22 protein-coding genes and 1 pseudogene are annotated in these 24,859 nt (G+C 64.3%); 19 read left to right on the top strand and 4 right to left on the bottom strand.

Going from position 1 to position 24,859, the window contains the following annotated elements:
- Positions 1-204 precede the first annotated feature (204 nt).
- The 10 genes and pseudogenes from H0B43_RS34410 to H0B43_RS41975 form a co-directional block, all read left to right on the top strand.
- Positions 205-936, top strand: coding sequence for a flavin reductase family protein (locus H0B43_RS34410; RefSeq protein WP_185723878.1), 732 nt, complete (start codon positions 205-207; stop codon positions 934-936).
- A 17-nt stretch (positions 937-953) separates the two neighbouring features.
- Positions 954-2,156 carry an alpha/beta fold hydrolase gene (locus tag H0B43_RS34405; RefSeq protein ID WP_185723879.1) on the top strand — a complete coding sequence of 401 codons (1,203 nt, stop codon included), beginning with the start codon at positions 954-956 and terminating at the stop codon, positions 2,154-2,156.
- A 117-nt stretch (positions 2,157-2,273) separates the two neighbouring features.
- On the top strand, positions 2,274-3,062 hold the full coding sequence (locus tag H0B43_RS34400; RefSeq protein ID WP_185723880.1) for an enoyl-CoA hydratase/isomerase family protein: 789 nt from the start codon (positions 2,274-2,276) through the stop codon (positions 3,060-3,062).
- A gap of 634 nt (positions 3,063-3,696) precedes the next feature.
- On the top strand, positions 3,697-3,912 hold the full coding sequence (locus tag H0B43_RS43300) for an AMP-binding enzyme (protein WP_185729682.1): 216 nt from the start codon (positions 3,697-3,699) through the stop codon (positions 3,910-3,912).
- Positions 3,913-4,113: 201 nt separating this feature from the next.
- Positions 4,114-5,001: a phosphogluconate dehydrogenase (NAD(+)-dependent, decarboxylating) gene (gnd, locus tag H0B43_RS34390; RefSeq protein WP_185723881.1), complete on the top strand. Its 888-nt coding sequence runs from the start codon at positions 4,114-4,116 to the stop codon at positions 4,999-5,001.
- Positions 5,001-6,002: a glucose-6-phosphate dehydrogenase (coenzyme-F420) gene (gene fgd, locus H0B43_RS34385; protein WP_185729683.1), complete on the top strand. Its 1,002-nt coding sequence runs from the start codon at positions 5,001-5,003 to the stop codon at positions 6,000-6,002. The genes gnd and fgd overlap by 1 nt, the downstream gene beginning before the upstream one ends.
- On the top strand, positions 5,999-7,654 hold the full coding sequence (gene pgi / locus H0B43_RS34380) for a glucose-6-phosphate isomerase (protein ID WP_185723882.1): 1,656 nt from the start codon (positions 5,999-6,001) through the stop codon (positions 7,652-7,654). The genes fgd and pgi overlap by 4 nt, the downstream gene beginning before the upstream one ends.
- The gene (locus H0B43_RS34375) at positions 7,654-7,971 is read left to right on the top strand and encodes a WhiB family transcriptional regulator (RefSeq protein ID WP_185723883.1); all 318 of its coding nucleotides are present in this window, start codon (positions 7,654-7,656) and stop codon (positions 7,969-7,971) included. The genes pgi and H0B43_RS34375 overlap by 1 nt, the downstream gene beginning before the upstream one ends.
- Entirely contained in the window at positions 7,928-8,086 is a 159-nt protein-coding gene (locus H0B43_RS34370) for a hypothetical protein (protein WP_185730152.1), read from the top strand. Before H0B43_RS34375 ends, H0B43_RS34370 begins: the two co-directional genes overlap by 44 nt.
- 292 nt (positions 8,087-8,378) lie before the next feature.
- Positions 8,379-8,827 (top strand): annotated as a pseudogene (locus H0B43_RS41975) (transposase); the annotation flags it as partial.
- Positions 8,828-8,983: 156 nt separating this feature from the next.
- On the opposite strand, the gene H0B43_RS34365 reads toward H0B43_RS41975, so the two are convergent.
- From H0B43_RS34365 to H0B43_RS34355, 3 genes are all read right to left on the bottom strand, one after another.
- Complete coding sequence (locus H0B43_RS34365) at positions 8,984-9,985, bottom strand: LLM class flavin-dependent oxidoreductase (RefSeq protein ID WP_185723884.1); 1,002 nt, start codon at positions 9,983-9,985, stop codon at positions 8,984-8,986.
- An 866-nt stretch (positions 9,986-10,851) separates the two neighbouring features.
- Positions 10,852-11,049 (bottom strand): hypothetical protein, encoded by a 198-nt coding sequence (locus H0B43_RS34360; RefSeq protein WP_185723885.1) that lies wholly within the window; start codon positions 11,047-11,049, stop codon positions 10,852-10,854.
- A gap of 161 nt (positions 11,050-11,210) precedes the next feature.
- Complete coding sequence (locus H0B43_RS34355; protein WP_312033619.1) at positions 11,211-12,098, bottom strand: NmrA family NAD(P)-binding protein; 888 nt, start codon at positions 12,096-12,098, stop codon at positions 11,211-11,213.
- A 306-nt stretch (positions 12,099-12,404) separates the two neighbouring features.
- Between H0B43_RS34355 and H0B43_RS34350 the strand changes: the two genes are divergently transcribed.
- The 9 genes from H0B43_RS34350 to H0B43_RS34310 all read left to right on the top strand — a co-directional run bounded on the left by H0B43_RS34350 (position 12,405) and on the right by H0B43_RS34310 (position 22,916).
- Entirely contained in the window at positions 12,405-13,388 is a 984-nt protein-coding gene (locus tag H0B43_RS34350) for an MBL fold metallo-hydrolase (protein WP_252189656.1), read from the top strand.
- A gap of 746 nt (positions 13,389-14,134) precedes the next feature.
- A complete protein-coding gene (locus H0B43_RS34345; protein ID WP_185723887.1) occupies positions 14,135-14,941 on the top strand; it encodes an alpha/beta fold hydrolase in 807 nt (268 codons plus the stop codon).
- A 297-nt stretch (positions 14,942-15,238) separates the two neighbouring features.
- Entirely contained in the window at positions 15,239-16,228 is a 990-nt protein-coding gene (locus H0B43_RS34340; RefSeq protein WP_185723888.1) for an Acg family FMN-binding oxidoreductase, read from the top strand.
- Between the two features lie 154 nt (positions 16,229-16,382).
- Positions 16,383-16,646 carry a hypothetical protein gene (locus H0B43_RS34335; RefSeq protein ID WP_185723889.1) on the top strand — a complete coding sequence of 88 codons (264 nt, stop codon included), beginning with the start codon at positions 16,383-16,385 and terminating at the stop codon, positions 16,644-16,646.
- Positions 16,647-16,724: 78 nt separating this feature from the next.
- Complete coding sequence (locus H0B43_RS34330; protein WP_185723890.1) at positions 16,725-17,372, top strand: response regulator transcription factor; 648 nt, start codon at positions 16,725-16,727, stop codon at positions 17,370-17,372.
- A gap of 79 nt (positions 17,373-17,451) precedes the next feature.
- Complete coding sequence (locus H0B43_RS34325) at positions 17,452-19,173, top strand: GAF domain-containing sensor histidine kinase (RefSeq protein WP_185723891.1); 1,722 nt, start codon at positions 17,452-17,454, stop codon at positions 19,171-19,173.
- Between the two features lie 55 nt (positions 19,174-19,228).
- Positions 19,229-19,432, top strand: a complete 204-nt coding sequence (locus H0B43_RS34320; RefSeq protein ID WP_185723892.1) for a hypothetical protein — start codon at positions 19,229-19,231, stop codon at positions 19,430-19,432.
- Between the two features lie 555 nt (positions 19,433-19,987).
- The gene (locus H0B43_RS34315; protein ID WP_185723893.1) at positions 19,988-20,494 is read left to right on the top strand and encodes a cupin domain-containing protein; all 507 of its coding nucleotides are present in this window, start codon (positions 19,988-19,990) and stop codon (positions 20,492-20,494) included.
- Positions 20,495-21,398: 904 nt separating this feature from the next.
- A complete protein-coding gene (locus tag H0B43_RS34310; protein ID WP_185729685.1) occupies positions 21,399-22,916 on the top strand; it encodes an acetyl-CoA hydrolase/transferase family protein in 1,518 nt (505 codons plus the stop codon).
- A 687-nt stretch (positions 22,917-23,603) separates the two neighbouring features.
- On the opposite strand, the gene H0B43_RS34305 is transcribed toward H0B43_RS34310, so the two are convergent.
- Entirely contained in the window at positions 23,604-24,803 is a 1,200-nt protein-coding gene (locus H0B43_RS34305) for a low temperature requirement protein A (protein WP_185723894.1), read from the bottom strand.
- Positions 24,804-24,859: the final 56 nt, after the last annotated feature.

The following is a 24,859-nucleotide window of genomic DNA, read 5'->3' as shown; positions in this document are numbered from 1 at the left end:
ACGCGCCTCAGGGGCAAGGAGATTAGAAGTATGCGACTGGGGACCATTGCCGCCGGCATCGCATATGGTTGAGTGACATAGGCTACATGTGTATGCTTACGTCAAACACGTGCGGATTCGACCAGCGGTTTCCCGGCAGAATCATGTGACCTTCGGCCGTAGGGTGCGGGCCCAATGCGCACACAATTTCGTGGAGGTATGCAGATGATCATCGACGCAGATGGCCTTGACGCCACAGCGGCTTACAAATTGCTAATCGGGAGTGTTGTGCCTCGCGCTATTGCATGGGTGAGCACGGTTTCCAGAGACGGTGTTGGAAACGTCGCACCGATTTCGTTCTTCACCGTAGTGGGACGGAATCCGCCTACCGTCTCCATTAGTTTGCAACCGCGATCGGACGGCGTGACGCTCAAGGACACGATGGTCAACATTCAAGAAACGGGTGAGTTCGTCACGAATCTCGCCACACTTCCACAAGCGCATCAAGTGCACACCTCTGCGTTGGAGTTCGATTCGGAAGAGGACGAGTTCGAAGCTCTTGGCCTGGAAAAAGCCCCGTGTAAAACAATTAGTGCACCACGAATCAAGGGATCTCCCATCTCCTTCGAGTGCGTAGTGGACCGAATTATTCCTGTAGGAACCGGAAATGAAACTGTGGTTTGGGGACAGATTGTAAATTTCCACGTTCGGGACGATCTTTATCTGGAGCGCGGTCGGATCGACACTGCCGCCGTGCCCGTCGTCGGCCGACTTGCCGCTGAATACACCCTCGTGAACAACGTCTTTTCGACCCCGCTCGGCGATGACGTTGTGGCCGCCTATCAGACCAAACGCATGTCTCGTCTCGATTCCAATGCGTCGGATTGGTCACCCATTGACACGGAGTTGTGGTCTCCTTCGGGAGCCACCACCACCGCAGGAAAGGACAAATCATAATCGTGAAGACTGACCGAGTGGGGCAGACGGACATCCGATTCCGCCGCGGCGGTGCTGGCGAATTCGCCGTCGTTTTCGTTCACGGATTTCTCGATGATCAGTATGTCTGGGACGGTGTGATCGAGGATCTCGCCACCCCAGACGTCGAAACCGTGACGCTGGATTTAGCCGGGTGTGGGGACCGCACGGACGCGAGTGGATCCTTCACTCTCGAGCGGTTGGTTTCCGATGTGGGCGCGGTTGTCGATGCACTGGGCAAGCCCATGGTGCTCGTCGGCCAAAGCATGGCGGCCCCCATCGTGGAGATGGTCGCCGCGACCCGCGCCGACCGAGTTCTCGGTCTGGTATTAGTGACCCCGATCCCGCTGTTGGGCACCCAACTGCCGGACGAAGCGATGGAACCTTTCCGTGCTCTCAGTGGAGCGCCCGAAGCACAGCGAGCCATGCGAGGCCAACTCTCGGCCGCGCTCTCCGACGCCGACTTGGACCGCCTCGTCGTGGTAGGTAGCCGCATGCATCCCGACGTCGTCCGCGACCTCGCCGACTGCTGGAACTCGGGTCACCCGCACGGCGCAAATCCTTCCTCGTTCGATGGACCGGTCCTGGTGGTGCGCGGCGGTGATGACGGATTTGTCACAGATGAGATGGTCGCGAAAGGCGTCCTTCCACGGTTCAGATCGGCACAGACAGCCGTGATCGACCGAGCAGGGCACTGGGTACACGTAGAGCAACCCACCGAGCTCGCGACGCAGCTCGACGTCTTTCTGGGGAAGATATCCACCGCCGCCAACACCGCGCAAGAGCTACGGGGCCAGAAGTGGACCAACGCGTTCGAGAAGAAGTCCGCGGCGGCATTCGGTGACGCATTTGCAAAGGACATCGTGCTGGAGGCCAGTGCGCTGCGCCAGCCCATTCAGGGGTCCGGACGAGTCAAGCAGGTCATGGCAACAGCGAGCACCATCTATGAGGAACTCGTCTTCACACACGAGGCTACCCACGAGCGACGCAACTATCTGGAGTGGGAAGCCAAGGCATTCGACGGCGTACTCCTCAAAGGTGTGACCGTTCTCGACAAGGACGAGGCAGGCCAGATCATTCACGTAGCCATCCACCACCGCCCGCTCGACGGCCTTCTCAAATTCTCAACCGAACTCGGGCAGTGCCTACGCGGAACTATCGATTCAGCGCATTTTCTTGGCGACGAAACCGGCTTCAGCTGAAATCCCTGCTCCACCGCCGCGGTGAATATTTCGGTCCCTATGCCGCGCTTCGTGGTCTGGCAACGCCGAACGTGTGGCTCTGCCAGCACCGGTCCCGAACTAGATTGGAGTCAACGAGTGTCCCACCTTACCTATTCCATCGAAAACGCACTTGCCACAGTGATTTTGCAGAACCCGCCGCAGAACCGCATTGATCAACAGCTTGCCGACGAATTGGCGGTTGCAGTCGAGGCGATCACTGCGAGCCAAGTGCGGGCAGTTTTAGTCCGAGCGGAAGGACCGGATTTCAGCTTCGGCGGAGACATCGTCGACTGGCCCGACCTGGAAGCTGGCCAATTGCGCGGCCTTTTCGAGCGCTACATGACCGTGTTCAACACGTTCGAGCGCCTTCCGTTGCCTGTGGTTGCCGCCGTCCAGGGGCTCTGCCTTGGAGGCGGATTCGAGTTGGCTCTGCGGGCTGACGTGATCTTCGCCGGCGAATCAGCTCAATTCGGTCATCCCGAACAAACCCTTGGTCTCGTTACGCTGCTCGGTGGAATCTACCGTGTCGCCGAACGTGCGGGACGAGCCAAGGCATCTGAATGGGCGCTGACTTCGGAGCGCATTTCGGCGTCCGAGATGGCAGCCGCAGGTGTTGTGAATCGGGTTGTGCCCGATGAACAGCTCGTAACCGAGGCTACCGTCTTCGCGGAGCAGCTCGCGAAGGGGCCAACCCGTGCGTTCGCTGCGCACAAGTTGCTGCTGCGCACTTGGGCTGTTGGCGGCATCTCTGCCGCTGACGAGACAATGTTCGATATCGCGATGCCACTATTTGACACCGAGGACACCAAGACAGGCCTTGCCTCTGCAGTCGCCGCCTACAAAGCGGGTAAGGCCCGGCCAGTTCTCCAATTCGAGGGCCGTTAGCCTGATCCGCCGATGGCCTGAGGTTGTGGGTGAGATCGTACCGGCAGATGCCCATCGTTTCTCCCCCGCTCTCCGTTCACTCACCCGACGTCCGGTGGAACCGATCGACTTCGGCCCTAAGGTCGCGGTATCACCGCTCGCCATTCAGGTCAACAGTTCGACCACTACCTCAAAAACAGCGAAGTCGACCCGGCACCGCGGTCCGCATCTTCGTGGTGGGCGAGAACCGGTGGCGCGACGAACAGGAGTGGCCGCTGGCCCGCACCGTCTACACCCCGTACTACCTCCACAGCGGTGGTGACACCAATACCCGGCACAGCAGCGACACTCCTTCAAACAACCACCGGCGAACGAATCATCCGATTACTTCCTCCACGACCCGAACGACGCCGTCTCGACCTGGCCGAGCGCCGGGCCATGTTGCGCTCCCGCCAGGCGTGGCGAACATCGTCGGTCTCACCGCCCGCGCGATTGGACCGGAAGGTCGGGATATTGCCGCCGGCGGCACGTCAGTTGGTGAAATGAGCGGGTGCGGAGACAATCTCATGTCGGACGCCCCAAGGACGAGGTGGCATTGCCGCTGCACGCGACGGATGGTTCCCATCTTGCGGCCGCGGAGTGATGCACTCGACAGATACATCGAACTACGCGAACGGACAAGGATGTCGTCATCCGATGGCGAGAGCATCACCTCGATCGAAGTCGAACAGGCAGTGCCAGTCACCCGGCAGTACTTGAGGTCGCGGTCGTCGGGACCCCCGACGACCGCTGGGGCGAAGTCCCCGTCGCGTACGTCGTCCATCATCCCTGGGGCTTCGGTCGAGGATCAGGACATCACCGATCATGTTAAGACGCGGCTCGCGCACTTCAAAGGCACCGAAACGCGTTGTCTTCGGCCACCGACAGGATCCTGCTGCGCCGCCGCGCACTTCCCCGAACCTCTACCGACAAGATCCAGAAGTTCCTCTTGCGGAACAAGAGTAGGACAGACAGTGCAGTGTGGACTTTGTGTGCCACACCGATCGCCAAGCAATTCTCAAGGAGTTCCCCGATGCAATTGGGTTTGATAGGTCTGGGACGGATGGGTGGGAACATGCGTGAGCGTGTGCGCGCTGCCGGCCATGAAGTCGTCGGATACGACTCCGATCCGTCTGTGTGTGACGTCGGATCCCTGGCCGAGTTGGTCACTCGCCTCAGTGCCCCGCGGGTGGTATGGGTGATGGTTCCGGCCGTCGAGCCGGCCCGCGCCGTGATCAACGAACTGAGCAACCTTTTAGCGGGTGGCGACCTGGTGATCGAGGGCGGGAACTCCCGCTACTCCGACGAGGCGCACTCGGATGTTCTGCGTGAGCGTGGCATCGGTTACCTGGACTGCGGTGTGTCCGGTGGGGTATGGGGCCTGGAGGAAGGCTACGGACTGATGGTCGGCGGTGACGAGGCGGATGTTGCGCGGGCACTGCCGATCTTCGATGCGCTCCGACCGCCGGGTGATCGCGCCGCGAGCTTCGTGCATGCCGGTCCGGTTGGTGCCGGCCATTACGCGAAGATGGTGCACAACGGCATCGAGTACGGGTTGATGCAGGCGTACGCCGAGGGTTACGAACTTGTGGTCGCCGAACCCCGGATCACCACCCCCGACACAGTGATGGGTGCATGGCAGCAGGGCACGGTGGTGCGGTCGTGGCTTCTCGAGCTACTGGTTGCTGCTCTCCGGGAGGACCCGGGATTGCGCTCGATCTCCGGATACGCAGCGGACTCGGGTGAACGCCGTTGGACCATCGAGGAGGCCATCACGCACGCGGTTCCGGTGATCCCCGCGGCACTGTTTGCGCGATTCTCCTCGCGGCAGGCCGATTCGCCGACGATGAAGGCGGTGTCGGCGCTTCGGCGGCAGTTCGGTGGACATCAGGTTCGGACTATGGAAGCGGTGCAGGCGTGATGAAGTTGGGGTACAAGGCGTCCGCGGAGCAGTTCGGTCCGCGGGAGTTGGTGGAGCTGGGTGTGCTGGCGGAGGCGCACGGGATGGATTCGGCGACGGTGTCGGATCATTTCCAGCCGTGGCGGCATCAGGGTGGTCATGCGCCGTTCTCGCTGGCGTGGATGACCGCGGTCGGCGAACGCACCGAACGGTTGGTGTTGGGGACGTCGGTGATGACGCCGACGTTCCGGTACAACCCGGCGGTGGTGGCGCAGGCGTTCGCGACGATGGGATGTCTGTATCCGGGGCGGATCATGCTCGGTGTCGGTACCGGTGAGGCGCTCAACGAGATCGCGACCGGTTTCGCCGGTCCGTGGCCGGAGTTCAAGGAGCGGTTCGGACGGTTGCGGGAGGCCGTCGCCTTGATGCGCGAGCTGTGGCTCGGTGACCGGGTGAACTTCGAAGGCAACTACTACAAGACGGTCGGAGCATCGATCTACGACGTGCCCGAGGGTGGGATCCCGGTGTACATCGCGGCCGGCGGTCCGGTGGTGGCCCGGTACGCCGGCCACGCCGGCGACGGGTTCATCTGCACCTCCGGTAAGGGCATGGAGTTGTACACCGACAAGCTGATGCCGGCGGTCGCGGAGGGTGTGGCGAAGGCGGAGAGGGACGTCGCGGAGATCGACAAGATGATCGAGATCAAGATCTCGTATGACACGGATCCGGAGTTGGCGCTGGAGAACACCCGGTTCTGGGCGCCGCTGTCGCTGACGCCGGAGCAGAAGCACAGCATCGACGATCCGATCGAGATGGAGAAGGCGGCGGACGCGTTGCCGATCGAGCAGGTCGCGAAGCGGTGGATCGTGGCGTCGGATCCGGACGAGGCGGTGGCGCAGATCCGCCCCTATCTCGATGCCGGGTTGAACCACCTCGTGTTCCACGCGCCCGGGCACGATCAGAAGCGGTTCCTGGAGTTGTTCGAGAAGGATCTCGCCCCCCGACTGCGGGCCCTGGCATGAGCAGCATGAACCGCGCGGAGGTCACCGGGACCGCGCTGTGGGAGAAACTCGCCGACCACCAGAAAACCGTTGCGCCGCTGCACCTGCGGGAGCTGTTCGACGCGGATCCGACTAGGGGCCGGGATCTGACGGTCACCGCGGCCGACCTCTACATCGACTACAGCAAGCACCGCATCACGCGCGAGACCCTCGGGCTGCTCCTGGACCTGGCTAAGGCCGCCGGCGTGGAGGAACACCGGGACGCAATGTTCTCGGGCGCGCACATCAACACCTCGGAAGACCGGGCGGTGCTCCATACCGCGATGCGGATGCCGCCCGACGGTGAGCTGATCGTGGACGGGCAGGACGTCATCGGTGATGTGCATGCCGTGTTGGATCGGATGGGCGAGTTCACCGACCGGGTGCGGTCCGGGTATTGGCGCGGGGCCACCGGAAAGCGGATCCAGGCCGTGGTGAACATCGGGATCGGGGGCTCGGATCTGGGGCCGGCGATGGTGTGCCGGGCGTTGCGGCACTACGCGGACGGACCGCAGGTGCGGTTCGTGTCGAATATCGACCCCACCGACCTGCTGGCCACACTGGCGGGCCTCGACCCGGCCACCACCCTGTTCGTGGTGGTGTCGAAGACGTTCTCGACCTTGGAGACGATGACCAACGCCACCGCGGCCCGCCGGTGGCTCACCGACGCGCTGGGGGAGGACGCGGTGCCGCAGCATTTCGTCGCCGTGTCCACCGATGCCGAGCGGGTGGCCGCGTTCGGGATCGCCCCGGGCAGTGTATTCGGGTTCTGGGATTGGGTCGGGGGTCGGTATTCGGTGGGGTCGGCTGTCGGGGTCGCGGTGATGGCCGCGATTGGGCGGGAGGGGTTCGCCGAGTTCCTGGGTGGGTTCCGGAAGGTTGATGAGCATTTCCGCACGGCCCCGCTCGAGGCGAACGCTCCGGTCCTGCTGGGCCTGCTCGGGGTCTGGTACGCGAGCTTCTTCGGCGCCGACTCACGCGCCGTGCTGCCGTATGCGCACGACCTCGGGCGGTTCCCGGCGTATCTGCAGCAGCTGACGATGGAATCGAACGGCAAATCGGTGCGGGCGGACGGCCGCCCGGTAGGGACGGGGACGGGGGAGGTGTTCTGGGGTGAGCCCGGCACGAACGGTCAGCACGCGTTCCATCAGCTACTGCACCAGGGCACCCGGCTGATCCCGGTTGACTTCATTGGCTTCGCTCAGCCGATCGAGGATCTGCCCACCCTCGACGGGGTCGGGTCGATGCACGGAGTACTGATGGCGAACCTGCTCGCCCAATCCCGGGTGCTCGCGTTCGGCAAGACCGCCGACGAGATCGCGGCCGAGGGCACCGACACCGCGCTGGTCCCGCACAAGGTGATGCCCGGCAACCGACCCTCCACCACAATTCTCGGAACGAAACTGACGCCGTCCACGCTGGGCCAGTTGATCGCGCTGTATGAGCACCAGGTGTTCGTGCAAGGGGTGGTGTGGGGTATCGACTCGTTCGACCAGTGGGGAGTCGAGCTCGGCAAGACCTCAGCCCTCGAGCTGGGACCGGCCCTCTGGGACCGTGACGGATCCGCTCCGACCGGGGACAGTTCCACCGCCGGATTGATCCGCGAGTACCGGAGAGCAAGGGACGCAGAGTAATGCCGGCGTTGATGTTGAAGCTTCCGCCACCGGTCGCCGAGTCCTGGGACTGGCAACTCACCGCCGCATGCCGGGACGCCGACCCGACGGTGTTCTTTTATCTGGACAATGAACGAGGCGAGCCCCGAGAAAATCGAGTACGCGCAGCCAAAAGAATCTGCCTCCGCTGCCCCGTGCGGGCGCGGTGCCTGAACCATGCACTCGAGGCACGCGAAACCCATGGCATCTGGGGCGGCTACACCGAGGACGAGCGAAGGACGCTTCGACGCCGCCGTGAACTTGAGCAAGCTGTCCCTGTTCGATCTCGCAAGCGATGAAGGCCTCCTCACGGCGATTCTGACCTCGCAGAAAACGAGCGTGTCGGCGAGCGTGAAAAGCTGGCTTCGGGGCAACTGCCAGGAAGGTGCTGGGCCTGTCGTCGATATGGGTTGATCGGCGGCTTGTCGGCGTGCGATTTTGTGAGCGTGCGGGTGCTGCTCCCCCATTTGTTCGATGTCGATTTCGATGTCGTTGTCAACGCTCTCCATCGGGTGGTTCCACGATCCGCCTCGCTGCCGAACCCCAAAGGAACGAGGAACGGTGTCCGCGGTGACGGCAACTGCCGACACCGCGATCGGTGGTCATCTCGGCCATAATCGACATCAGGGCCCGCCGGTTCTTCTGCGACATCACCGACTGCGCGGCAAAGACGTTCGCCGAACAGACACCGTTGTGACGCAGCCACATGCACGCGGACACCGGTATGTTCTGTTCTCGGTTCGCGAACCGGTTCGCCCCGATGGGGTCGCGGCGGCGGATGGGCGCGCAACTGCGGATCTTGCTGGGTGAGGAACGCAAGAACGGCTGATGCTCGCCGAGGCGGCCGGTGATGCGGGCGGGAGGGGACGCAGCGGCTGCTGAACGTCTATTCATGGGACTGCAACTGGCTACGTGATGGATATGCGCGAGGTGGTGATCGCGACGATCGGCGACGCCGACAGAGTGTTGATCTTTCGACGATACCGGTTTATGAGAAGGGAACCGTTCGGCGGGGTGGCCCGGCAGTACTCCGGCACTGCCGGGGCGGATCGAAAACCCACAGATCAGGGTGTTCCTCGCCTACCTCCGATCGGTCGGGCGCAGATCGACCGGGAGTTGTACCTGCCGAAAGTCTGGACCAAGGACCGGGATAGGCGCCTCCAGCACTGGCAGCCCCAGCCCTACTGAGACCACACCAGAGATGGCATCGTAAGAATGTCTGCGGGCGGGGCAGGACACGATCAGCGCGGCGTGTGACGTGCAGGTCTCGCTGACCCAGATGCGGCGGCACCACTACTGAATTTCGCACCACTACTGAATTCCGTCGAGAGCCTTCCAATACGTCTCGAGCTCGTGCGGAATGTCGGGACCCGACGTCAGGATGGCGACCTCGGTGACACCTTCCTCGGCGTAGCTTGCGATGAGATCACGGAGCCGACCGGCGTCACCCGAGAAGGTCAGGTCGGGTAGGAGCGCTTTTCCACCACCCTTCCACGCGGCGTCGTCTGCTTCGTTGAGGTACATCAGGTGGCCGTCGTGAATGGCGAGATGTCGTTCGACCTCTGGAGTCCTGGCGATGACTTCGGACCACTCCTTGCCACCAGGCATCGTCTCGACAGCAGCAAACCCGCCCTGGAAGTCATGCGCGGCATGGTAGGAGATGGCCCATGCGGGACCGGCGGTTGCCTTGACCCGGTCGCTGTCGGCGTCCTCGCCCTCTTCGAGGACGGTGCCCCCCACCTGAATGACGCTCCAAGCGAAGTCCTTCATGGCAGGTACCGTAGATCCGAAGCTCATCAGCCCGTCGACCTCGAGGGACTTCGCGATGGTCTCGCCCTTCGGGCCCATCGCTGACAGCAGGATCGGCACGTCACGTGCAGCGTCGGCAAGTCGATCAGCCGAGTTGAACATTTGGATCGGGGCGCCCTCCCACTCGACGATCTCCCCGCGGAGAAGCCTGCGATAGGCGGAGACGTACTGGGCCACTGCATTCCATGGCAGCGCGTTCTGGCCCATGGCTCGTCGACCGGTGAATCCTGTGCCGAACGCGACCGCCACCCGTCCGGGTGCCAATGATGCCAACGTTGCGGTCGCCGCGGCAGCCGACATCGGATGACGGAGGCTGGGTACCAGCACACCCGGGCCGATGCCGATGCGCTCGGTCTTGTCGGCCGCCCTTGCCAGGGTGATCCAGACGTCGGGGCTCTGATGCGGCGTGTCGAACACCCATGCGCGCTCGTAACCGAGCTGCTCGGCGATCGCGATGTGGTCGGGTGTCGCGAGCATCGGGGCGAATACGGTGGACAGCTTCATTGATCATTCCAATCCTGGGGCGTGGAGATCTGTTGTTCGTTCAGGTTTTCCCGCGGTCTGCTGGCTGTCGGCTGCGCGATGCCTCCACACGACCCGAAAAGCGATCTGGCAAAATAATTTGGTGGTCGTGCAGCAGTGTGGACTCGGAGATTGCTCTACGGGTACGTGTCACCGCTTGCGGCTGCGGTGCCTGACTCGGCGGCAAGGGGGGCACCCTGCTCTCAGTGTCGCCCGCCGGCTCGTCGTCGCGACTGGTGCGTTGGTCGAGCCATCCATGACCGCTCCTCGCCAGGCGGTGTTCGGCATCACAGGTGTCATACTAGCGACATAGTCGTACCACGTATACCTCCGTCTTCGCAAGGATCTGCATAGTCCTGGCGGCCATCCGCCGAATGTCACCTGCAGGGCGTAAGAACGACGCTCGCGCAGATGCTGTCGTCGCCAGAAGGCGACCGCCACCACACGCCCCTGTGGGAGCGCGCCGCGGCAGTCATCATTACGTCGCCCGGAACTGTCGGAGTCCGGATTGACATTGAGAAAATGAGTGCGGCGGTGGGACTCTCGACTATCAGATGGCGTCCTGGCCGCGGTGACCGAAGCGACCGGCACCTGCGTGATTCCGGCACCGAACTGCCGGCGAGTTGGGGGTCACAAAGGGCCGTTCTCGCCTGCAGAGGAGGGGCCGGGCCGGCGCACCTGTTCAGGCCGTCGAAGAATGCCATCTCGACCCGGCTTCGGAGTTACCTCACCCATGTCCGGTGATCCAGACCCATGTCCGGTGATCCAGCGTGGTCGGTTCCGGGCGAAGAGTCGTACCAGGTCGGCCTCTCGCATCAGCACCGCCCTGATTGCGGCCCCGGATCGTTTCACAGTGCGGAGAATGCCTCCAATGTCGCCTCGTCCACCGGGGGTCCGGCAGGAGTGACCGGTGAGATCGCGACGATGGACCTGATGGTGTGAGGCATCAGTATCGAGATGCGCAGCGCGGTCAGGCCGCGCATCGAGTGCCCGAGCGCCGAGTAGCTCGTCCAACCGAGTTCTTCGAGAACTTCGCGGACGGTCATCCCACATGCAGGCCCATGCAGGCCCATGCCGGCCAACGCCTGAGCCTGCAGACCCTGACGCGTCCATCCCGAGCTCGTCCAGCGACATGATCGACACGCCGACAGCTGTGTCATACGTACATCTCGGTCGTGGCTTGGCCGCCCCATGATCCGATGCACCGTCAGGTAGCGCGGAACGTCTCCGCGTTCCGCGCGATGAAACTGGTGATGTCACGGGGTGGGCGGCCGGTCAAACGTTCGAAATCCGTTGTCGGCTCGGCATACAAGCCGTGGCGGTTGATGTCGTCGAGGCCGATTAGAAGCTCGATGCGCCAGTCATCCAGTCCGGCCGCATGAAGTTGTGCGACGCGTTCGGCAACGTCGACCGGCCGGTAGGTGATCTCTCGCCCGACGGTCTTGCTCAGGGCTGCTGCGACGTCGGGCCAGGTGAGGGCAGTCGGCCCGGTGAGGACGTACTCGCCACCGCGCGTGCTCGGGTCCCGGATCACGGCAATGACCGCGTCGACCACATCCTGTGAATCGATGAGCGCGTTGGCGCCCCGCGGGGCGGTGCCTACCCAGCCGTCGGTCTCCCTGAGCGACACTGCACCCAGGTAGACGATCTCCATGAAGGTCGACGGACTGATGAGCGTCGAAGGCACAGCGTTTGCGGCGAGATAGTCGTTGATTTCTGCGTGCACTCGAAGCACCGATACCGACGACTCGCTGTTCGCGTACGCAGCGGACAACTTGATCAGGTGCGCGAGCCCGGTGCGCGCCGCTGCATCGATCACCCTCTTCTCGAGAGCGACCTGGTCCGGACTGCTTCCGAGAGCGAGGAATGCGACGTCGACATCACGCATCGCCGACTCGACGAGATCCGTGTCGGTCAATTCACCGACGATGAGTTCCCCGAACGTGCGCTCGCCGCTGCTGGTCCGTAAGGTCTCCACGGCTTTCGCTTGATCCCGCACAAGAGCGGTAGGTGCCGAGCCGACCGCGTGAAGTTCGGCAACCACACGGCTCGCCACACGACCATTTGCAGCGATTACCAATGTTTTCCGATTCACAAAGACTCCCAGCTCTGACAATCCGCTGCCGGACGATAACCGGCCACCGCTGACATATCCTATCGCACTTTGACTCTGTTAGGACGTCCGTGAGTGTTCTTTCAGGATTCCGCTTCGCGAGGTGTCAACGATGACATGGCCCCTGCCCGTAGGCATAACTTTATGGCTTTTGCCCGGCATCAAAGGCGGCTGGAACACAAGCCCCAAACCTCGACGCCTATGTCGTCGAGCTGGCGAAGCTCCCCGCAGAGGGGTAGAGCAAAGACTTGCCGGTCCCGGGGAGTCCCGGAACCGCGGTCAATCACTATGTATGACATCCACCCGGACGCGGGAGTGGGCGATTCCCGCTTTCACCTCAACCGATATTCCCCTATCCTTGACATGACCGTAGCTTGTTTGATCAAGTCGAAATCATTGACCCTGAAGCTGAGGAGTAGATCCATGACAAACCCACTGTCCTATGACGTCCTCGTTCTCGACGGCACGCCGAGAGTGACCGACCTGCGCATGCCGAACGGGGACCCTATCGTCTCATCACCGCTGTCGGTCACCCTCATCTACGGGGACAGCGAAGCCGTGCTGGTGGATGCACCCTTCACCTTCGATCAGGTCCAACAAGTGGGGGACTGGGTCGAGCAACACGGCAAGCGTCTGTCCCACATCTACGCCACGCACGGACACGGCGACCACTGGTTCGGCACATCCGCTCTGATCGAACGCTTCCCCGGTGCTCGCGCCTACGCCACCGAAGGGACAATCCGCGTCATGCGAGAGCAGGCAACCGTCGGCCGTGAGCAACTGTGGGACAAAGTCTTTCCCGGCCTGGTACCGGATTCGCCGATTGTGGCCGAACCCGTCCCGACGGAGGGCTTCACGATCGAAGGGCAGCTGATGCGAGCCATCGAAGTCGGGCACACCGACACCGACGACACCACTGTCCTGCATGTCCCCTCCATCGACCTCGTCGTTGCCGGTGACGTTGTCTACAACGGCGTCCATCAGATGTTGCTCGAGTGCGGCGACCATGGTCTCGACTCGTGGCTGAAGGCGTTGGACATCGTTGACGAACTCAACCCGAAAGCGGTTGTCGCCGGCCATAAGGACCCGAACCTGGCAGACGACCCGAAAACCATAGATGAAACGCGACAGTACCTTCTGGACGCCAAGCGGCTGTTGAACGAAACTCCGACGCCTCAAGCATTTTTCGACGAGATGATCGAACTCCACCCGAACCGGCTGAATCAGGGTCCGGTGTGGTACGGCGCACTGGGTCTGCTGTCCACCCCGTGAGAAGCAGTGCCTGGCTGACCAAACGCATGTGTGGATCGATCCGAACCACCCCGGAGCGAACCGCGGATGTGTGATGGCAATGCGGAATCCACTTCCTGCGGCCTCACGTTGCCCGCGAAGTCTGGTTCGTTTCCTCATCCGATTGCGCCCGCGTAACGGCGGCCTTCCCAGGAGGTGTGTTCTCGGCGGCGGCGAGGGGTGATCAGCTTGGCGGACAATGTCTGAATCTGTCGTTGGATGGCGGCGGGGTTGATGCCGACGTGAGTGTCGTCGAGGATTGGTGCCGGTGCCGGCCACTTCCCGGCCGGCCTTCCCAACACCGCCCAGCAGAAGATCAACGCGGCAACAACGTTCGCCCGTACGTCGGTGGCCGCAAGTCCGGGGACGCACCACCTCCGGACAGCGCTGCCCGCAATGCCTTTGCGGGCATGGTCGCGATGCCAGCCGGTCGTGGCGCACAACTCGCCCCGGGATCTTTGCCTTGTCCGGCTTGCCGGCGCTGATAGCGGGTCGGATCACCGTGGTGACGGCACTGCGTTCAGCCATGCCCAGTCCCAGCATCCGGCCCTCCCCCGACCACCCCACCGATCGACACACCGCTACACGCGCATTCTCACGTGAGGCAACGGAGGGCTTACGCGGGCATTTTGGATGAGTCATCGCGGACTCTTGCGTGACATAGGTAACTTGCTTACGATTACGTCGACTCCGATCACATCACCTTCACTTCTAGGGCAGAGGTCCTGATGAATTCTCCACACATCGCCACCACGAACACCGCAGCAGCGGACCGCCGCGGCAGCCGACATGGACCCGCGATCGTCTTCGTCCACGGTTTCCTGGACGATGCCTTGGTGTGGGGCCCCGTAGTCGAGACGCCGACGTTGCAGAAGTTCGAAACGCATTGCATCGATCTGGCCGGCGTCGGATCCCGGGTATCCGAAGCAGGCCCCTTCACGCTCGAACGATTCGCGCGCGACGTCGCGGCCACCATCGATGACCAGGAGGAAGCGTGTGTCCTGGTGGGCCAGAGCATGGGTGCACTCGTCGCGGAGTTGGCAGCACAGGAACGGCCGGATGCCGTTGCAGCCCTCGTGCTGGTGACTCCCGTGCCCCTGGCCGGCACCAACCTGACGGGGGAGGCGGCAGCATCATTCCGCAGTCTCGGTGGCGACGCCGCGGGCCAACGTGCTGGGCGGGCGCAGTTGACCGTCTCACTGGATGCGGACACCCTCGATCGTCTGGCCGACGAGGGCGCCCGGCTGCGTCCGGACGTCGTCGAGGCCTACTTCGACGCATGGAACGAAGGGCATCCCGCCGGCAACCTCCCCAGCTCCTACACCGGGCCGACCCTGATCGTGCGCGGCGACGGCGACGGGTTCGTCACCGAAGACCTGCTCCACGCGGCGGTCATCCCCCGATTCGCTCAGGTGCAGGTCAGGCAGATCGCCGGCGCAGGACACTGGCCTCATCTCGAGCAACCACAAGCACTGGCCACCATGGTTTCCACGTTCGTATCTTCCCTGAACACCGCAGGCGGCCGGGCTGAATAATATTCACGCCGACGGATGTGCGGCGCCGGGCCGGTAAGGCCAATTCGGCCGCCGCCCAGCGAGTGGCCCGGAGTCCGCAGTTCGAATTAATGTTCGACGTTGGCCATCCCATCCTCTACGCCCGCCCACGGTCAATTCGTCACTGTGACGTATTGGCCGTGGGAAATCGGCGACAACCCACGGCCCGCCGATGACCATCGGCCCTAATCTCCTGTCGTCGAACGGCGAACACTGAGAGGTATGCACCGGCTGTGGTAGCCGGTCGCGGGCGGAACTCCATCCCCCGAGGAGGCGATCATGGACAGCACCGTTCCCGACGAGAACGTGGTTCGCATTGCCGTCGATCTGGCGTGCCGGGCGCCGTCGGTACACAACAGCCAGCCGTGGCAGTGGGCGTACGCCGACGGCCGACTCGACCTGTACACCGACCGCGGCCGGGTCTTGGCGTCCACGGATCCCACGGGCCGGCAACTGGTCGTGAGTTGCGGCGCGGCGTTGCATCATCTCCAGACGGCGCTGACCGCTCTCAAGTGGTCCGCGGACATTCAGCGCGTCCCGGAGGGTCCTCACTCGGGGCACTTGGCAACGATCAGGTTCCGCCGCGACGCCCGGCCGCAGTCACACGACTTCGATCTGCTCGCAGCGATCCGGCACCGGCACTCCGACCGCAGGCCCTTCGGCCCGGTCAGCGTGAAGGCCCCGTTGCCCGCGGCCTTGCCCGCCGTGGTGCGCCGCCGGGACGTCCACCTCACGGTGCTGGGGCAGGACGCACGTCCGACCCTGGCGAAGGCGACCGAAATGACCGCGGCCGCGCGGAAATACGACTCCGCATATCAAGCCGAACTCCATTGGTGGGCAGGTCATTCCAACCCGCAGGGCGGAATCCCGGCGGAGGCGCTCGCCACCGCAGACAACCGCGACCGCGTCGCCATCGGGCGCCGTTTCCCGGCCGGCCGAGACACCGGCGCGACCACGGAGATCGACCGCTCGACGGTTCTGGTGTTGAGCACGGACAGCGACGGCCGCGGTGAGTGGCTCCGAGCAGGCGAGGCGCTCTCCGCGGTGCTCCTGGAGGCAACCGTCGAGAGTCTGTCGACGTGTCCGCTGACCCACATGACCGAACTACGGCAGGGCCGGGAGATCATCCGCGAACTACTCCCCGACCGCGGTTTCCCGCAGGCCCTGATCCGGGTGGGGACCACGGAGAAGAAGTCTCCGCCCCGGCAGACTCCGCGACGACCCGTCGAATCGGTGTTGTCCGTCGGTCGCCGAACCGCCTCCCGCTGACCGACGCGCAGGCCGATTCCCGGCGGGTAGCGGCACCTCGGGACCGGACGAGTGACCTTCGGCCCTGGAATTGCGGGCGCTGTTACCGCACCGTTGTGGTAGACGCCGACACACGACACCGGAACCCCTCGTCGGCGAAGGGAACGAGGACATCATGTTCGAAGGTCACTCCACCGGATCGCGGGTGCGCGACGACGAGCCCGGGGAAGTCCTGTACGCACATCCTGCCGGGCTCGTGCTCGCGGTGGCGACGGGAGCGGCGACCGCCGGTCTGGTCGTCCTGCTGGGGGCCTGGCTCGCTACTCCCCTCGTCGGCGTCGGCGCCGCGGCGACACTCGTCGCCACCGTCGGTCTGGCGGTGGCCATGTTGATGCCGCACCGTCCGCGGCGGCGCGAAGCCCGCACAGGCGCGCGATGACGACACCACGGCCCCGGTGCTTGTTAGCGTAATCTGAGTCCCCGGAAAGATGACGCAGCCAGGACTGGAGGTTGCCCCATGATCAGGGTCTTTCTGGTGGACGATCACGAGGTCGTCCGACGCGGGATCGCGGATCTACTCACCGCCGATCCCGAATTGACCGTGGTCGGCGAGGCTGCCTCCTACGCGCAGGCTGTGGCGCGCATCCCGGCTGTGACGCCGGATGTCGCCGTCCTGGATGTGCGCCTACCGGACGGCAACGGAATCGAGCTGTGCCGCGAACTGCACTCGCTGATGCCGGAATTGCATTGCCTCATCCTGACGTCGTTCACGGACGAGCAGGCGATGCTCGACGCGATTCTCGCCGGGGCGAGTGGATACGTGGTGAAGGACATCCGGGGCATGGAACTGGCGCAGGCGGTGCACGACGTGGGGGCCGGCAAATCGCTCCTCGACAGTCGCGCGGCCGGCACCCTCATGACCAAGGTGCGTGCGGACGCCACCGACAAGGACGGAATCTTCGGGCACCTGACCAATCAGGAACGGACGTTGCTCGCCCTGCTCGGTGAGGGGCTGACGAACCGTCAGATCGCGGCGCGGATGTTCCTCGCGGAGAAAACGGTCAAGAACTACGTGTCACGGCTGCTGACCAAATTGGGTGTGGAGCGGAGGACCCAGGCCGCGGTGCTCGCCACGAAGATGCCGCCTCGACCGTCCGGCACCTGACGGGCCCGGACCGGCACGGTTGTGCGTACCGGTCAGTGTTCCGACTCCCGGCGGTGTCACGACGTGGGACAATGCGTGGGTGACCCGTCGACCGGATGAGCCCGACCGAGGTCCGTTACTCGGCAGCCTGTCCGAGCTTCGGCTCCGTGAGCTCCTGACCGAGGTGCAGGAACGCGTCGAACAGATCGTCGATGCCCGAGATCACGTCGACGGCCTGCTCGAGGCGATGCTCGCCGTCGCGTCCGGGCTCGACCTCGACAACACGCTGCGCACCATCGTCCATGCCGCGATCAATCTGGTGGATGCCCGCTACGGCGCGCTGGGGGTGGTCGGTTCGGGTGGGGGTCTGAGCCAGTTCGTCTTCGAGGGCATCGACGCGGAGACCCGTGAACGTTTCGGTGACCTGCCCCGCGGCCGGGGGGTGCTCGGTTTCCTCGTCACGGATCCGAAGCCGATGCGGTTGGACGATCTGTCCCGGCACTCCGCCTCGGTCGGATTCCCGCCCGACCATCCTCCGATGAAAACCTTTCTGGGAGTGCCCATTCAGATCCGGGACGAGGTCTTCGGGAATCTGTATCTCACCGAGAAGGCCAACGATGCACAGTTCACCGAGGACGACGAGGTCCTTCTGCGCGCACTCGCGGCCGCCGCCGGCATCGCGATCGAGAACGCCCGCCTGTACGAGGAGTCCCGCGCGAGGCAGGCGTGGCTCGAGGCGACTCGTGAGATCGCGACCGAACTGCTCGCGGGAAGTGACACCGCCGCGGTGCTGCAGGTCATCGCCGACGACGCGCTCGCCCTCACCGCCGCCGACAGCGCCTTCCTCGCGGTGCCGGACGATCCGGACATCCCGTCGGACGAGATCACCGAGCTCGTGGTCACGGCGTCGGCCGGGACGGTGTCGGATCGCATCATCGGCCGATCGATCCCGGTGGAGAGGTCCACCTCCGGTGAGGCTTTCCGCGAGCGGACGCCGCTGCGGGTCACTGCGCTGGCCTTCGACCCCGGGTTCGCGACCCGGGATCGGTTCGGTCCGGCATTGGCGCTTCCGTTACGGGCAGCACAGTCGGTGGTGGGGGTACTGGTGACGCTCCGTCACGTCGACGCGGCGCCGTTCACGGACGACCAGCTGGCGTTGATGTCGGGATTTGCGGATCAGGCGGCCGTCGCGCTGCAGCTCGCCAACAGTCAGCGTCGGATGCACGAGCTCGATGTCTTGTCCGACCGCGATCGGATCGCGCGCGACCTGCACGACCACGTCATTCAGCGGCTCTTCGCGGTCGGCCTGTCGCTGCAGAGCACTCTGCAACGGGCCAAGGCTCCCATCGTCAAGGAGCGGCTCGAACAATCGGTCGACGATCTGCATGACATCGTGCGTGACATCCGTACCGCCATTTTCGACCTTCACGGCGGTTCGGGCGGGATGACCCAGTTCCGGCGGCGGTTGCACGACATTGTCGCCGAGGCCACCGCGGACTCCGGGCTTCGCACCACCGTGCACATGTCCGGACCGCTGTCGGTGATCGACTCCGGGCTCGCCGAACATGCCGAGGCCGTGCTGCGTGAGGCATTGAGCAACGCGGTGCGGCACGCCGGAGCTGACACGGTCACGGTCAGCATCTCCGTCTACGACGATCTCGCCATCGAGGTCGCGGACGACGGCAAGGGGTTCGCCCAGAACGTTGTCACGAGCGGATTGGACAATCTGGCCGCCCGGGCACGGGAGGTGAACGGGCACTGCGCGGTCGACTCGACCCTCGGCGGCGGGACCACACTGCGGTGGTCCGCTCCACTCCCCTGACTTCGTCGCCCGGTGGTGGGTTTGCGGTCTGTGATCCTCGATCAGCCCGAGGCGGTTGCCCAGGCCGCGCACCCCGAAACAGGCGGGCCAGTTCGGCGCCCTGCTCGAGTTCTACTTCACGCTCACCAGCCAGTCCGGAAACTGGTCGATCGAAGACATGACCCGCTGGCAGCAACAGGCGAACCTCCCACCCCGCAAACCGATCCATTACCGCACCGTTCCCGGCTTTGGTATCCCGGCCGCCGTCAAACCTCACTGAGCGAGAACACATACATTGGGCAAGGTTTGCTGCCCCCTGATCGGAGCGACCTGGTGTGGGGTCTGGCCGCCGATGACATTTTGGGACGCGACGACCTCGACAGCATTTCTTCAGCGGACACTTTGCCCCTACCAGCTGCCTGTCCCGTGGTTCCGCGTTGGTTCTGAGTAGCCGACGGGGTGATCCCGATCCTTCGGAGGGCTCTATTCAACGCCCCGAAAGGAAAATCATCACTGGACGAGACTATCGGGTTTGTGCTGGTCAGCGAGTTTCGGTTAGGGGCCGGTTTCGGGACGTGCCGTGTGGGTTCCTCAATCGGCATCATGGGTTACGAAGCAGCGTCATGTGCTCCGCGGTATCACTGCCTGACCTTGCGAACGGTGTCGTGGTCTACACGGCTGCCCTCGAATTCTGCATCGCCTGCGCATCGATCACGGAGCCCAGATCATCGATCGGCTATGCCCCGAGAACGTTGACAACGCCTGCGCCGTCGGCGAAAAGTTGAGCGGACAACGTGCGACCCGATCTGTCAACATCGGTGAGTAGGTGAGAAGCGTGAGCACAACCGATCCCCCATCGCTGGTCGTCGTGCCGCCGGGGACCGGGAAGACCGGTAACTTGGGCCCGATCGGGGTCGAATTCAAGCTCTGGGGCCGTGATACCGGCGGGGTGTTGTCGGTCGTCGAGCACCCGTTCCCGGTCGGTGCGCTGGTGCCGCCGCATCTGCACACGCGGGAGGACGAGTTCTCGATAGTCACCCAGGGTGTGATCGGATTCCGCTCCGGCGACCGGGAGGCCGTTCTCGAATCCGGCGGATACATCACAAAGCCCCGGGGTGAGATGCACGCCATGTGGAACGCCGGCACCGTTCCGGCGCACATGATCGAGATCATCAGTCCGGCCGGTTTCGAACATTGCTTCCTGGAAATGTCCGAACTGATCGCCGCCGGCGAACCGGATGTCACCCAGATCGCCGCTATCGCCGGACGCTACGGTCTGCAATTCGGCGAACCCGACTGGTTGCCAGACGTGATCGCCCGATTCGCCCTGACACCGCCGTGAGCCCAGCTTGATCGTCGACGCATGCGGTGCCGGTTCACTGGTCGAGGCTGCTCGGCCCGGGCAGGCGGTGAGCCGAAGACAGTCCTGCATGCCGCGTGGGCATGTAGGCAGGGGCAGATCACGACCTGCACCACCGCATCGTCGAGGCTCCTCGGGATGATCCACTCACCGATGATCATGTCGGCGAGGTCCAGGAGCGACTGGTCGAGGTTCTGAACGATCCACGGGTCGCCGAAGGTGACAAGAACGAGGCGAGACTACTTATCACTGTTGGTGACGATCTACTCGGTGCGATCGGGCGGTGTGGAGTGGAGTGGTGCACCTGACCTGGCGGCGGATTCCGACCGGCGAGCCCGGGTCGGTCCAGTGGGCTCGACCTGTTCCTGCCGAGGACTAGGGCATTTACCCAGGCTCCTGGGGCGGCGAGGAATCGTACGAGATGTCTCCGGAGTTCACCTCGCTCGACGAAGCGCCCATGTGGGCACGCGTTGAGCGCCCTCGATGCTTGTGCGCCCGTGATGGGACAACGGGACCGAGTAGTGGGTCGGCGACGGCCCGCCCCCTGATCGCTATCGCGAGCTCGAGCGTCCGTCCTGACTCGGTGTTCCTATGACCATCGCTGTCGGGCGGCCAGGAATCGAGACCTGTCGCCGCATGATCGCCCGGCTTTTTCACGGAAGCGCCGGGGAAGTGACCAAGATCACGATCCGACGCGCATTCGGGCGCGACTCGGCGGGCGACCTCGCGGAGCCGACGAGCGGCGGGTCCGCCGCGACGAACGGTCGAGGGCCGGGAACACCGGATGTGATCCGGTGAACATCACGATCTTCGGGGTGGTCGCGTCACGTCGCCCACTCCTACACTGTCCGGCGTGAGCCTCCAGATCAGTGATCCCGCGTCCCCGGTGCAGTCGAGCCGGATTCGACACTCGGCGTTCCAGCAGAAGGTGACGTCGGCGGAGGAAGCGGTCAAGGCCATCGGTCCGGGTGACACCGTCGCCGTCAGCGGCTTCGCCAGTGCCGGGACACCCAAGGCCGTCATCCCGGCCTTGGCTGGTCGGATTCACACCGCCCGCGCGGCCGGCGCGAATTTCACCATCGACTTGCTGACCGGGGCGTCCGTGTCGACGGAGACCGAGAGGATGCTCGCCGAGATCGACGGAATCGCCCTGCGGATGCCGTACCAGGCGGAATCGACGGCGCGGCAGAAGATCAACCAGGGGCGGATGGATTACGTCGACATCCACCTCTCACACGTGGCCCAGCAGGTGTGGGAGGGCTACTACGGCGCGGTGAACGTCGCGGTCGTCGAGGTTTCCGGCATCACCGAGACCGGCGAGCTGATCCCCTCGGCGTCGGTCGGAAACAACAAGACGTGGCTCGACGTCGCGGAGAAGGTCATTCTCGAGGTCAACTCGTGGGTCCCGGACGCGATGGACGGTATCCACGACATCTACTACGGCACAGCTCTGCCCCCGCACCGCCGGCCGATCGAACTCACCGACGTCGAGGACCGGATCGGGCAACCGCATTACCGGGTGGACCCAGCCAAGGTTGTTGCGGTGGTGGAGACACATACCCCCGACAGTGCGAGCCCGCTGGCCGCTCCGGATGCGGTCAGTGAGGCGATCGCGGCCCACGTGCTGGACTTCTTCGACCACGAGGTGCGGCGTGGCCGGCTCCCGGAGAACACTCTGCTGCCACTGCAGGCGGGCGTCGGAAACGTGGCCAATGCCGTACTCGGCGGGCTCGACCGCGGTCCGTATCGGGGTTTGACCTGCTATTCCGAGGTCATCCAGGACGGGATGCTGCACTTGATCAAGCACGGCACCGTCCGGTTCGCGTCGGCGACCGCGCTGGCACTCTCGGAGGCGGGGATCGAGGAGTTGACCTCCAACATCGACTTCTACCGGCAGCACATCCGGCTCCGCCCGCAGGAAATCAGCAACCACCCCGAGGTGGTCCGCCGATTGGGAATCATCGCGATGAACGGGATGCTGGAGGCCGACGTCTACGGGAACGTCAATTCGACGCACGTGATGGGCACCAAGATCATGAACGGCATCGGCGGATCCGGGGACTTCGCCCGCAACGGGTACCTGTCGATGTTCCTCAGCCCGTCCACGGCGAAGAACGGGGCGATCTCTTCGATCGTCCCGATGACCCCGCACGTCGACCACACCGAGCACGACACCCAGGTACTGGTCACCGAGCAGGGCCTTGCCGACTTGCGGGGGTTGTCGCCGCGCCGCCGGGCACGGGTGATCATCGAGCGCTGCGCGCATCCGGAATTCCGGCCGCTGCTCACCGACTACGTCGAGCGGGCGAACGCCACTCCGGGAGCCGGCCAGACGCCGCACCTGCTCGGGGAGGCGTTCTCGTTCCACCAGCGGTACCTGGAGTCCGGCTCGATGCGACTCTAGGACGGTCACCTTCCCGCCCTCCCGGGTCGCCAACCCGTCGCCGCCCTCGGCGAGGGAGTCGACGCGGCCGCGGTAGACGAGTATCAGCGATGCGCCGGGGGAACTGTAGACGGAATAGAGGAAGCCGATCACCACGGGAGCGCCGATCTCGTCGCTGGCCGCACCGACAAGGTCATGGAGGTCTTCGGCTGGATGCTCGGACCACGCGAGCAGCCTGCCCCCTCTCCTCGGACTTGGTCTCTCTATTGTGCCCGCGGCTCGGTCCCGTGACTCCCGGACAAGCGTGAAGCACCTCAGATCTCACTGCCTAGGCGCAGGGTGGACGGGCCGCCCGTCGACACCGGATCAACGGGCGCCCACATACCCTGCGTCAGTACACTATCCGAATCTCCTCGGCCATCGGGCCCACCAGGTCCCAGATCGCCTCGCCTCGCCTTCGCGGACGAGCCCGGAAGGGCCACCGCGGTCAAGGCTGACCGCCGTCCAGTACAAGTTCGGCTCACCCGATCACCACGTGGCCCGGTACGCGGAGCTGACCAGGCAGTAGCAGCAGTTCGTCCCAACGCCGCGACTACTGGGGGCGGACGACAACCCGACGGGGGCGAAGTCGTCGGCGCAAGTCAATCCCCCACTCACTGCAACGCCGTGAAGTTTAGCTAGACGGTGCTTACGTCAGCGGAGTCGTTCTCACCATACGGCTCCCGCTATGCCGGTGCCTATCTGCGGGCGCCGCCACAGCTCCCATGCGAGTCGCAGGACTCCGATCGCGGTAAGAACGGTCAGCGACAAGACGGCGGGGACGGAAATCGCCAGCGGAAAAACTAGGAGGGCAGCGGCGGCGGTGAGGAGCCGATCGACGGTGAGCTGATGGTGGTCACGCCATCGGTAGGCCACCTCGGCGGCGTAGAACAGTGCCACCCCACCGGTGAGGGCAAGGGCGGCCAGCGGCGCCAGCGGCTCGTCGATGTGTTCCACCGAAACCCGTGCCCCGAGGGCGAAGAAGACAATCCCCGCGACGAGCGGCAGGTGCAGGTAGCTGTAGGCGTCGCGCGCCAACCGTGCCCGATCGACACTGCGTGTTCGCTGCATACGTTCTTCGGCGCCGGCGGTGAGGCCGAAGTAGGTCCACCACAGGGTGGCCGAGATCAGTACCCCGAGAACCACAGCGCCGAGGACACCGGGATGGCGCAGGTTTTCGGTTGCCCCCGCCCCCAGCGAGATGATCGTCTCGCCCAGCGCGATGATGATGACCGAACCGTGGCGCTCGATAAAATACGAAGGTACGACCCGAAGTCCGCTGATTCCCGCTACCAGGGGACCACCGAAGTCGACCGCCGCCGCCGCGACCCACAGCAACTCTCGGTAGGGGGACGCCACAAAAGCAGCGGCGACGATCAGGGCCGGCCCGACGAGCAGGCCCGGCACCAGTCGGCGGATCGCCGTCGCCAATTCAGCCTCGTCTCGGGATGACGAGGCGAGGAACATACCGACGTTGATGACGCGGACGGCGAGCAATGCGAGCCCGAAAACGAGGGCCCCGGTGGTGAATGCGGTCGGCAGTGCGATCGCCGCGATGAGCATCGCCGCCATCGCGACGATGATCAAAGTCGTCTGCATCACCCGCGCCGTTTCGAATGTGTTGGTCAGCCAGGCGTAGCACACCCACGCCCACCACAGAGCGAGCAGAGCGAGCACACCCCGGCCGAAACCCTGCCAGGAGATGTCACTGAGCATCAGGTGTGTGACCTGCGACATCGCGTACACGAAGGTGAGGTCGAAGAACAACTCCAGGTTGCCCACCGACCGCCCATTCGACTCCTGCGATCCGTCGGTGTCGGGCTCGCGGCCGGTGGATCCGCCGGCGGCGTTGCCGTCGTCGACCGTCATCGTCGACCAGTGGTCATGATCATCGCCCGTTGCTATTCACCAGTGATGTTGTTCTC

Origin of the sequence: Rhodococcus sp. 4CII (assembly GCF_014256275.1) — a bacterium.
GTDB lineage: Bacteria > Actinomycetota > Actinomycetes > Mycobacteriales > Mycobacteriaceae > Rhodococcus_F > Rhodococcus_F wratislaviensis_A.
Note: the sequence above shows the minus strand (reverse complement) of the source record. Positions and strands in the feature narration are given on the sequence as shown.

What these genes read in the sequence shown, in the direction of transcription:
- H0B43_RS34410 (WP_185723878.1), top strand. Translation starts at nt 205, where the DNA reads ATGATCATCGACGCAGATGGCCTTGACGCCACAGCGGCTTACAAATTG.
- gnd (WP_185723881.1), top strand. Translation starts at nt 4,114, where the DNA reads ATGCAATTGGGTTTGATAGGTCTGGGACGGATGGGTGGGAACATGCGT.
- fgd (WP_185729683.1), top strand. Translation starts at nt 5,001, where the DNA reads ATGAAGTTGGGGTACAAGGCGTCCGCGGAGCAGTTCGGTCCGCGGGAG.
- pgi (WP_185723882.1), top strand. Translation starts at nt 5,999, where the DNA reads ATGAGCAGCATGAACCGCGCGGAGGTCACCGGGACCGCGCTGTGGGAG.
- H0B43_RS34375 (WP_185723883.1), top strand. Translation starts at nt 7,654, where the DNA reads ATGCCGGCGTTGATGTTGAAGCTTCCGCCACCGGTCGCCGAGTCCTGG.
- H0B43_RS34365 (WP_185723884.1), bottom strand. Translation starts at nt 9,985, where the DNA reads ATGAAGCTGTCCACCGTATTCGCCCCGATGCTCGCGACACCCGACCAC.
- H0B43_RS34360 (WP_185723885.1), bottom strand. Translation starts at nt 11,049, where the DNA reads ATGACCGTCCGCGAAGTTCTCGAAGAACTCGGTTGGACGAGCTACTCG.
- H0B43_RS34350 (WP_252189656.1), top strand. Translation starts at nt 12,405, where the DNA reads ATGTATGACATCCACCCGGACGCGGGAGTGGGCGATTCCCGCTTTCAC.
- H0B43_RS34345 (WP_185723887.1), top strand. Translation starts at nt 14,135, where the DNA reads ATGAATTCTCCACACATCGCCACCACGAACACCGCAGCAGCGGACCGC.
- H0B43_RS34340 (WP_185723888.1), top strand. Translation starts at nt 15,239, where the DNA reads ATGGACAGCACCGTTCCCGACGAGAACGTGGTTCGCATTGCCGTCGAT.
- H0B43_RS34335 (WP_185723889.1), top strand. Translation starts at nt 16,383, where the DNA reads ATGTTCGAAGGTCACTCCACCGGATCGCGGGTGCGCGACGACGAGCCC.
- H0B43_RS34330 (WP_185723890.1), top strand. Translation starts at nt 16,725, where the DNA reads ATGATCAGGGTCTTTCTGGTGGACGATCACGAGGTCGTCCGACGCGGG.
- H0B43_RS34305 (WP_185723894.1), bottom strand. Translation starts at nt 24,803, where the DNA reads ATGACGGTCGACGACGGCAACGCCGCCGGCGGATCCACCGGCCGCGAG.